This is a genomic window from Mesorhizobium sp. M2A.F.Ca.ET.067.02.1.1, assembly GCF_004023285.1.
Taxonomy (GTDB): domain Bacteria; phylum Pseudomonadota; class Alphaproteobacteria; order Rhizobiales; family Rhizobiaceae; genus Mesorhizobium.
Map to the genome: position 1 here is coordinate 1 of NZ_RZSB01000163.1, position 9,485 is coordinate 9,485.

Annotated in this window: 8 protein-coding genes; 5 read left to right on the forward strand and 3 right to left on the reverse strand. The window is 64.7% G+C overall.

Annotation, left to right across the window (positions count from 1 at the left end; genetic code table 11):
• Both EOA28_RS13925 and EOA28_RS13930 read right to left on the reverse strand, forming a co-directional pair.
• Positions 1–1,014 (reverse strand): chloride channel protein (locus EOA28_RS13925; protein ID WP_148670713.1); only part of this gene is annotated, 1,014 nt, incomplete at its 3' end.
• 180 nt (positions 1,015–1,194) lie between these two features.
• Positions 1,195–1,494 carry a hypothetical protein gene (locus EOA28_RS13930; protein WP_127252478.1) on the reverse strand — a complete coding sequence of 100 codons (300 nt, stop codon included), beginning with the start codon at positions 1,492–1,494 and terminating at the stop codon, positions 1,195–1,197.
• A 249-nt stretch (positions 1,495–1,743) separates the two neighbouring features.
• Between EOA28_RS13930 and EOA28_RS13935 the strand changes: the two genes are divergently transcribed.
• The 4 genes from EOA28_RS13935 (at position 1,744) to EOA28_RS13950 (ending at position 6,416) form a co-directional block, all read left to right on the forward strand.
• Positions 1,744–3,246: a DHA2 family efflux MFS transporter permease subunit gene (locus EOA28_RS13935; RefSeq protein ID WP_245501522.1), complete on the forward strand. Its 1,503-nt coding sequence runs from the start codon at positions 1,744–1,746 to the stop codon at positions 3,244–3,246.
• A 98-nt stretch (positions 3,247–3,344) separates the two neighbouring features.
• Positions 3,345–4,577, forward strand: coding sequence for a 23S rRNA (adenine(2503)-C(2))-methyltransferase RlmN (rlmN, locus tag EOA28_RS13940; RefSeq protein ID WP_127252482.1), 1,233 nt, complete (start codon positions 3,345–3,347; stop codon positions 4,575–4,577).
• Positions 4,574–5,041, forward strand: a complete 468-nt coding sequence (locus EOA28_RS13945) for a hypothetical protein (protein WP_127252483.1) — start codon at positions 4,574–4,576, stop codon at positions 5,039–5,041. The genes rlmN and EOA28_RS13945 overlap by 4 nt, the downstream gene beginning before the upstream one ends.
• Before the next feature lie 130 nt (positions 5,042–5,171).
• Entirely contained in the window at positions 5,172–6,416 is a 1,245-nt protein-coding gene (locus EOA28_RS13950; RefSeq protein ID WP_210212047.1) for an MFS transporter, read from the forward strand.
• 34 nt (positions 6,417–6,450) lie between these two features.
• Here the strand turns inward: EOA28_RS13950 and EOA28_RS13955 are convergent, their stop codons facing one another.
• Complete coding sequence (locus EOA28_RS13955) at positions 6,451–7,092, reverse strand: LysE family translocator (RefSeq protein WP_126080421.1); 642 nt, start codon at positions 7,090–7,092, stop codon at positions 6,451–6,453.
• A 1,073-nt stretch (positions 7,093–8,165) separates the two neighbouring features.
• Here EOA28_RS13955 and EOA28_RS13960 point away from each other — a divergent pair.
• Entirely contained in the window at positions 8,166–9,389 is a 1,224-nt protein-coding gene (locus tag EOA28_RS13960) for an argininosuccinate synthase (RefSeq protein ID WP_127386247.1), read from the forward strand.
• Positions 9,390–9,485: the final 96 nt, after the last annotated feature.

Here is a 9,485-nt window from a genome sequence, read left to right on the forward strand (position 1 = left end):
GCCCGACACCATCGACAGCATGCCGGCCGCGAATTTCTCGACGAAGAAGAAGGCCGGCAGCGGCGTGCCTTCGATCGCGCCGCGCGCCTGCGCATAGCCGGTGCCGAAGGTCAGCCCGCCGGACGCCACGCCGATCACCGCCACGGCGAGCCCGCAGACGGCCGCCACGACCAGCGCGCGCGGCAGCGGCTGCAACGCGTTCCAGCGCCGGATGCGGCGCATGACTTTCAACGCCGAGAGCGAGAACAGCGCGCCGACCCCGCCGCCGAAGATGCCGCAGGCCAGCACCAGCGGCCAGTCGGCGGCGAAGGCGACCGTGTCCTTGGCGACGCCGAAATAGGTGTAGTTGCCGAGCAGCCCGAGCGAGGCGAGGCCGGCCAGGATCACCGCCGTCAGCACCAGCCCGTTGGTGCGCGCCTCATAGGTCCGGCCCATTTCCTCGATGGCGAAGACGATGCCCGCGAGCGGCGTGTTGAAGGCGGCGGCTATGCCGGCGGCCGATCCCGCCAGGATCAGCCCGCGCGCCTGCGCCATGCCGCCCCAGCGCGCCGCCTGCAGCATCAGCGAGGCGCCGACCTGCACCGTCGGGCCTTCGCGGCCGATCGAGGCGCCGCAGGCGAGGCCGGCGATGGTGAGCGCGATCTTGCCCACCACCAGCCTGAGTGACAGGATGCGGCTGCGATCGTCCTCGTCGCGCAGATGCCGCGCCGCGATCGCCTGCGGAATGCCGCTGCCTTGCGATCCCGGGAAGAAGGAATGCGTCAGCCAGGCGCAGAGCACGAACCCAAGCGGCGTCACGATCAGGGGCAGATAGAAGCGCCAGCCGCCCTCATTGCCGGTCATGACGTGGAACAAGGCCTGCGCGCGGTCGGCGAGCAGGGCGAACAGGACGCTGATCAGGCCGATCGAGATGGCGCCGGCCCAGAAGACGAGCCGCGGCTGCCAGACGCGGCGCGACACCCACATGGCGTGGGAACGCCGCAGCATCGGGTACTTTCGGGATATGCCGGCCATGACGAGCCTCTCGTTGGTAGGCCCGGCCTAGCACAATGACGGCGCCGATCAACCCGCGAGGACGAGCCCGACGCTATGCCGGCAACGTCCAGGAACGGCGCTCAAGGAGATGTGATACAATGGCAGATAACCCGCCGGCGTACCGGCCGGCGGGGAGGTCGGCACGCGCTGTCGGCGAGGTCACATCGCCATTTTTTCACATTCCGCCTGGGCCTTCTTGGTCGACGTATCGATCATGTAGGCTTTGCCCTTGGCGTCGGTGATCATCATCATGCAATGCTTGATGGGCTTGGCCATCTTCATCATGTCGGCGCTCATCTTGGCGTCCGGCATCATGGTGCCCATGTGTCCGTCCGGCATGATCGCGGTGACCTGGCCGCCCTTCATCATGGTCATGGCGCCCATCGTGTCCTCGGCGAAGGCCTGCGAGGCGCAAAGACCGGCGAGGCCGGCAACGAGTGCGATCTTGATCGAGTGCATCTGAACAACTCCCATTGTTGAGGGGCATGGTCGCCCCTTTCAGGTTCGCGGACGCGTCTCGATTGGTTACGCCAACACGAATATGTGATCGATTTTCAGAAGGCGGCGGCCGTCAGCGCCGCGTTTCGGCGCGGCAGGAGGTCAACATTTGTTGACCTCTGTGCCAGCCGAAATCGCTATCGCTTCGCATCGATGGGGCCATAAAGCAGTCCGGTGCGGCGGGAGGCCAGGCCGGCAGGGCCGCGCAAGGTGATCGCCGGCTTGATCGCGGATGGCTCGCGGGCGGGCCATCGCTTCCTGCACGACGGAACTGGCGGACAATTGGAACAGCATCTCTTCGCGACCGAGCGCGACCCGCGCCTCAAGCTGATCATCCCGGCCATCGTCGCCATCGCCTTCCTGATGGAACAGCTCGATTCCACCATCCTCACCACCGCCATTCCGGCCATCGCGCAAAGCCTCGACACCACCCCGGTCCGGCTCAATCTGGCGATCACCACCTACATCCTGACCCTGGCCGTGTTCATCCCGGTCAGCGGCTGGTTCGCCGACCGGTTCGGCGCCCGCAGGATCTTCGCCCTGGCGCTCTTCACCTTCACCCTGGGCTCGGTTCTGTGCGGCGTGGCCGACAGCGTCGGCATGCTTTTGGCCATGCGCGCGCTGCAGGGACTGGGCGGGGCCATGATGACGCCGGTCGGGCGGCTGATCCTGCTGCGCTCCTTTCCACGCAGCGGGCTGATCACCGCCATGACCTACATGACCTTGCCGGCGATCGTCGGTCCCGTCATCGGACCGCTGCTCGGCGGCCTCTTGACCACCTACGCCTCCTGGCGCTGGATCTTTTATGTCAACGTGCCGTTCGGCCTCATCGGCATTCTCGCCGCCTTGCACTTCGTCGACAATTTCCACGGCGAGGAAGCCCAGCCTTTCGACTTCGCCGGCTTCCTCATGGTGGGTGCTGGCGCGGCACTCCTGCAATTCGGCCTGGAGAATATCGGCAGGCCGATCATTTCGCCGCTGGCGACCATGCTGGTGCTGGCGGCCTCGGTCCTGCTGCTCTTCGCCTTCGGCCACTATGCGCGCCGAGTCGCGGCGCCCGCGGTCGATCTCACGCTGTTCCGCTTCCGCTCCTTCCGGGTCGGCACGCTGGCCGGCGGGCTCTGCCGCATCGGCCTCAACGGCGCGCCCTTCCTGTTGCCGCTGATGCTGCAGGTCGGCTTCGGCATGAGCCCGGTCACCTCCGGATCGCTGACCTTCGTCGGCAGCTTCGGCGCGCTGCTGATGCGGCCGCTGCTGTCCTTCTTCCTGCGGCGCTTCGGCTTCAAGGCCGTGCTGAGCGGCAGCGCCGTGGTCGGCTCTGTTGCCGTGGCGGGCTTTGCCCTGCTCGACGCCGACACCCCGCATTGGCTGATCGGCCTCTATGTCTTTTGCTTCGGCATTGTTCGTTCGGCGCAGTTCATGTCGTCCAACACGCTGTCCTACGCCGACCTGCCGGCCGAGAAGCTCAGCCGCGCCACCAGCCTGGGCGGCGTCCTGCAGCAGCTCAGCGTCGCGCTCGGCGTTTCGATCGCCGCCATGGTGCTCGGCCTCGTCTCCGGGGAGGTGCATGCGCCGACGGCGAGCCAGTTCCATTGGGCGTTCCTGCTGACGGCGGTGATCCCGCTGCTCTCCATCCCGGGATTCTTCTTTCTCCATCCGGAAGATGGCCAGCAGGTCAGCGGCCATCGCCGCAAGGCGGAAGTTCAAGGGTAAGCCCGGCGCATGACTCCGGCGCCAAGCTGTGCTATGCGCCGCGCTTCCTGTCAGGCCGGTGCTGAAATCGGCCGCAAATCGCTTATATTGGCGCCACCATGACCGTTTCGCTTGATCTTACCGCCGAAGGCGCCCGTGACGCCTTGCGCCGCGCAGCCTCGGCCGAAAAGCCGTCCCTGATCGGCCTGACCCGCGCCGAGATCGGCGAGGCGCTCATCAGTGCCGGCATCGTGCCGGAGCGCCAGGCAAAGATGCGCGCCCAGCAGCTCTGGCACTGGATGTATGTGCGCGGCGTATCCGACTTCGCGCATATGTTCAACATCTCCAAGGACCTGCGCGCCGCGCTCGACACGCATTTCACCGTCGCGCGGCCGGAGATCGTCGAGGAGCAGATCTCCTCCGACGGCACGCGCAAATGGCTGTTCCGCTTTCCGCCGCGCGGCGCCGGCCGTCCCGTCGAGATCGAGACCGTCTACATCCCCGAGGAAGGCCGCGGCACGCTCTGCATCTCCTCGCAGGTCGGCTGCACGCTGACCTGCTCCTTCTGCCACACCGGCACGCAGAAGCTGGTGCGCAATTTGACGACGGAAGAGATCCTGGCGCAACTGCTCACCGCGCGCGACCGGCTCGGCGATTTCCCCGACCGCGACACGCCGGACGGCGCCATCGTCCCGGCCGAAGGGCGCAAAGTGTCCAACATCGTCATGATGGGCATGGGCGAGCCGCTCTACAATTTCGAGGCGGTGAAGAAAGCGCTGCTGATCGCCTCCGACGGCGACGGCCTGTCCCTGTCGAAGCGCCGCATCACGCTGTCGACCTCGGGCGTGGTGCCGGAGATCGCCCGCACCGGCGAGGAGATCGGCGTCATGCTGGCGATCTCGCTGCATGCCACCAATGACGACCTGCGCGACCTTCTGGTGCCGATCAACAAGAAATTCCCGCTGAAGGAGCTGATCGCCGCCTGCAAGGCCTATCCCGGCCTCTCCAACGCCAAGCGCATCACCTTCGAATATGTGATGCTGAAGGACGTCAACGATTCCCTCGACGACGCCAAGGCGCTGGTGAAGCTCTTGAAGGGCATTCCCGCCAAGATCAATCTGATCCCGTTCAACCCGTGGCCCGGCACCAACTACCAGTGCTCGGACTGGGAGACGATCGAAAAGTTTGCCGACTACATAAACAATGCCGGCTACGCCTCGCCGATCCGCACGCCGCGCGGCCGCGACATCCTCGCCGCCTGCGGCCAGCTCAAGTCGGAATCGGAGCGGATGCGCAAGGTGGACCGGCTGGCGCTCGAAGCCATGATGATCGCGGGGCACGGCGAGGCGTGAGGCGTATCATCGCCTATCTCGTCCGCTTCGCCGTCATCCTGATCGGCTATATTGTCGGCTCGCTGGCGGCGAGCGCCTTTCTCAACGCGCTCTTCCTCGGCTATTTCGGCTATGCGCTGGAGCCAGGCCACCCGACGATCGCGCCGGCGCTCTATTTTTCGGTGCCGTTCGTGGCGCTGTTCGTCGCCTATTTCGCCTTCATGCCGGCCGCCGTCGTGATCCTGGCGGCCGAGGTGCTTGGCCGGCGCGACTGGCTGTTCTACGCGCTGGGCGGCGCGGTCGTCGCCATCGTCTTCCTCGGCTTCGTGCATAATGTGGGCGACGCCAATTTCGATGTCACCGCGACGAATGTCCGCTTGGCCGTGATCGGCTGCGGCATGGTCGGCGGCATCTTCTACTGGCTCTCCGCCGGCCGCTGGGCCGGAAGCTGGCGCCGCCCGCCCCTGGCCGACGCGGACCCTTGAGCTGATGACGAAAAGTTGCAGACTTTTCTGCAGCGGATCATGTCAAAACCCATCGACTTGAAGAGGCTGCCCGAATCGAATTTGGCCCGCCGTGCCGAGACATTCTGGCAAGACCGACAGGAGCAGGGCCATGGCGGAAGGTGAAATGAATGGCGGCTCGGCCGCCGCCGTGGCCGAACGGCTCGATCAACCGGCCGAGCGCAGCCCTTCCGGCCTCGGCGCCGGCCTGCTGTTCATCCTCTCGATTGCCTGCGGCGTAAGCGTTGCCACCATTTACTTTCCCCAGGCGATCACGCTGCTGATCGCGTCCGACCTGCACGTCCCTGCTGACACGGCGGCCTTGGTCGTCACCACCGCCCAGCTTGGCTATGCGCTTGGCCTTCTGCTGCTGGTGCCGTTGGGAGACCGGCTTCCGCATCGTCCGCTTGTCGCAACCCTGTTGACGCTGACGGCCGCAGCACTTCTGATCGCCAGCCAGGCGCCGACGCTGCCGGTGCTGGCAGTCGCAAGCATGGCGACGGGCATCACCACCGTGGTGCCGCAGATCCTGCTGCCGATGGCGGCCGGGCTGATGCCGCCGGAGCGGCGCGGGGCGGTCACCGGCACGCTGCTCAGCGGATTGCTGGCCGGCATTCTTTTGGCCCGCACCTTCGGCGGCTTTCTCGGCGAGCATCTCGGCTGGCGCGGACCGTACCTGGTCGCCGCGGCGGCGCTGTTCGCCTTAGCCGTCCTGCTTGGCCTGGTGCTGCCCAGGACGGCGCCGACATCTTCGCAGCGTTACCCGTCGCTGGTCGCGGCGGCCTTCATCCTCTTTCGCGACGAGCCGGAGCTGCGCCGCTCCTGCCTTTACCAGGCGCTGATGTTCGGCGGCTTCACCGCCGCCTGGACAAGCCTGGCCTTGCTGCTCGGCGGACCGCTGTACCATCTCGGCGGCCAGGCGGTCGGGCTGATCGCGCTGGTCGGCGCGGCCAGCGTGTTCTGCACGCCGGTCGTCGGCCGGCTGATCGACCGCAAGGGTCCCGACGTCGTCAGCCCGCTCGCCTTTTTCACCGGCATCGCGGCGGGGATCGTCCTGCTCGGCGGCGGGCTTGGCGGAGCAACAGGCCTGTTGGCGCTCACGGCGGGCATGCTGCTCCTCGACATCGCCGTGCAGAGTGGTCAGACCGCCAACCAGGCGCGTGTCTTCGCGATCCGGCCCGACGCCCGCAGCAGGCTCAACACGGCCTATATGACCTCAGTTTTCCTCGGCGGCAGCGCCGGCTCTTGGATCGGCGTCAAGATCTACGGCCATTGGGGATGGCCTGGCGTCTGCGCGCTCATCGCCGCCGCGGCGATCATCGCTCTGGCAAGGCATGCGGTGAAGATATATCGCTGAACCCTTGCCGATTGCCGCAAGCGCCGAGCGACAGCTACTTCGCCTGCGCGGTCAGGATCTTGAGCGCGAAGGCCGAAAACACGCAGCCGAAGAGATAATCGACCACGCGGGTGACGCGCGGGCTGGCCTTCATCGCCGCCGAGAACTTTTCCGCCGCCAGCACCATCGGCGCCGTCACCGGGATCGACAGCGCGATGAACATCACGCCGAGGAAGAACAGCTTGCCGGACGCGTTCGGATCATGCGCGGAGACGAATTGCGGCAGGAAGGTCATGAAGAACAGGATGATCTTGGGGTTGAGCAGGTTGACGCCGAGCCCGGCCGCCCAACTGCGGAACAGCGAAACCTGCGGTCCTGTCCGCTTCTCCGGTGAAAAGGCCGAGCCCTTCATCACCGCCTGCCAGGCCAGGAACACCAGATAGCCGGCGCCGAAGATCTTGAGCACGAAGAAGGCCATAGGCGAGGCGACGATCAGCGCCGAGATGCCGACCACCACCAGCGTTGTATGGATCAGCGTGCCGGTGAGCGCGCCAGCCATCGAGGCGAAGCCGGTGGCACGGCCCTGGCTCAGCGTGCGCGAGACGAACAACGTCATGTCAGGCCCCGGCGTGATCGCCAGGATGATGGTGGCAATGGCGAACTGGATGAGCGTCGAAGTCTCGGGAATGAAGGACATTGGTCGCCTCGGGGGTCGCCTCGGGTGGATCGCGCGCCCTATAACGCGGCGCTTTCTGCCACGCCAGCGTCTGTCCTGGCAAACATCTGGCCCAGCCTGTGCCACCGGCAGGCTTCCGTGGTAGTGTCTCAGTTTGAATTTCGGGACCGTCAAAAATCCATAGTCGCTATCGATTGCCTGACTTCAGCCAACTCTGACGCGACTTCTGGATGATCGAATGACAAACCGAGGTAGGTAGCCAAAACGACGTCACTTCCATTCGAGAGATACCAAACTCCGAGTGTCTCACTGAGGTCGTGGGACACGCACCCGACAGAAAATACCTTGCCCATGTTTGTAACCGGATCGTCAAACGCTCGGGGCTGCTTTCTGCAAAATTCAGCGAGCATGCTTCGCAGTGCAACTATGCTTACTCGCGGATGTTTGCCTCCAGCATAGCGGGCAATCGTGAACTGAAACGCTCCAACTCCGGAGGGAAGGGCAAGGGTTGGTACACCCTCGGGTACGTTATCTGTTCTGTCGGCCCAATCCGAAGGTAGATCAAAATGCAATCCATAGAACTCTATGCGCATGTCACCCTTTTCTCGTAGGGGCCGCGCTTGCCGTCATCCAGCGTGTCGTCGGCTTCCTCGCCAGTCGCAATACGCATGACGTGGACGGCGTCGCCGATCACGTCGCCGGGGCGCTTCTGGCCTCCGGTCGGCTTAGCTCGGATACTCCAACACGATGACGTAGCCGGATGGCTGGGTTATCGGACCGATGTCGGTGGGTACATCCCGCCCCGGTTGCCAGATCACGTTGATGATCCGGCTTCCCTCTTCGCCTAGGCTGTGGAGAAGCGTCTTCGGACGGTCCACATCGTCCGGGCATGTCTCGACTGCGTATGACATGAAAGCTCCCGCGCTTTGCGGTAAGCATATAGGAGTTCGGCGCATGGCGCGACAGTCGGACGGCTGCGATCCATAGCCGCTCATATTTCAAACTGAGACACTACCGCATCCTTCGTCTCTTGCGCCGCCTGGAAACCCCATGATACCTCGCCCCCGAAGCTTTTTCCTGCGGAACCGCCAAAAATGTCCAAGTTCAAAAACGTCAAGAAAGTCGTGCTCGCCTATTCCGGTGGCCTCGACACCTCCATCATCCTGAAGTGGCTGCAGACCGAGCTCGGCGCCGAAGTCGTCACCTTCACCGCCGATCTCGGCCAGGGCGGCGAGCTGGAGCCGGCGCGCCGCAAGGCCGAGATGATGGGCATCAAGGACATCCGCATCGTCGACGTGCGCGAGGAGTTCGTCGCCGACTTCGTCTTCCCGATGTTCCGCGCCAACGCCGTCTATGAGGGCACCTATCTGCTCGGCACCTCGATCGCCCGGCCGCTGATCACCAAGCATCTGGTCGAGATCGCCCAGGAGACCGGCGCCGACGCGATTGCCCATGGCGCCACCGGCAAGGGCAACGATCAGGTCCGCTTCGAATTGTCGGCTTTTGCGCTGAACCCGGAGATCAAGGTCATCGCGCCCTGGCGCGAATGGTCGTTCAAGTCGCGCACCGACCTTCTGAACTTCGCCGAACAGCATCAGATCCCGGTGCCGAAGGACAAGCGCGGCGAAGCCCCTTTCTCGGTCGACGCCAACCTTTTGCACTCCTCCTCCGAGGGCAAGGTGCTGGAGGACCCGTGGAGCGAGCCGCCGGAATTTGTCCACCAGCGCACCGTCTCGCCGATGGACGCGCCCGATGCCGTCACCGAGATCGAGATCGAATTCCTCAAGGGCGATCCGGTCGCGCTCAACGGCAAGAAGCTGTCGCCGGCAACCATGCTGGCGGCGCTGAACGACCTCGGCCGCGACAACGGCATCGGCCGGCTCGACCTCGTCGAGAACCGTTTCGTTGGCATGAAGTCGCGCGGCGTCTACGAGACCCCCGGCGGCACCATCCTGATCGCTGCTCACCGGGCGATCGAATCGATCACGCTCGACCGGGGCGCTGCCCACCTCAAGGACGAGTTCATGCCGCGCTATGCCGAGCTCATCTACAACGGCTTCTGGTTCTCGCCCGAGCGCGACATGCTGCAGGCGATGATCGACAAGAGCCAGGAGGATGTCGAAGGCACGGTGCGGCTGAAGCTCTACAAGGGCAATGTCATCGTCACCGGCCGCAAGTCGAAAAAGACACTCTATTCCGATGCGCTGGTCACCTTCGAAGACGACCGTGGCGCCTACGACCAGAAGGACGCGGAAGGCTTTATCCGGCTGAACGGGCTTCGGCTGAGGACGCTGGCCGCGAGAAACCGCAAGCACTGATATTTTGCCGATACGGCAGCGATCAGACGACCCGGCGGAAACGCCGGGTTTTTATTTCAAATATCTAATATAGAAAAGTTCAGACCACTTCAGAGA

Excerpts from the sequence above, each read along its gene's own strand:
- EOA28_RS13930 (WP_127252478.1), bottom strand. The coding sequence starts at position 1,494 with ATGCACTCGATCAAGATCGCACTCGTTGCCGGCCTCGCCGGTCTTTGC.
- EOA28_RS13960 (WP_127386247.1), top strand. The coding sequence starts at position 8,166 with ATGTCCAAGTTCAAAAACGTCAAGAAAGTCGTGCTCGCCTATTCCGGT.
- rlmN (WP_127252482.1), top strand. The coding sequence starts at position 3,345 with ATGACCGTTTCGCTTGATCTTACCGCCGAAGGCGCCCGTGACGCCTTG.
- EOA28_RS13955 (WP_126080421.1), bottom strand. The coding sequence starts at position 7,092 with ATGTCCTTCATTCCCGAGACTTCGACGCTCATCCAGTTCGCCATTGCC.
- EOA28_RS13950 (WP_210212047.1), top strand. The coding sequence starts at position 5,172 with ATGGCGGAAGGTGAAATGAATGGCGGCTCGGCCGCCGCCGTGGCCGAA.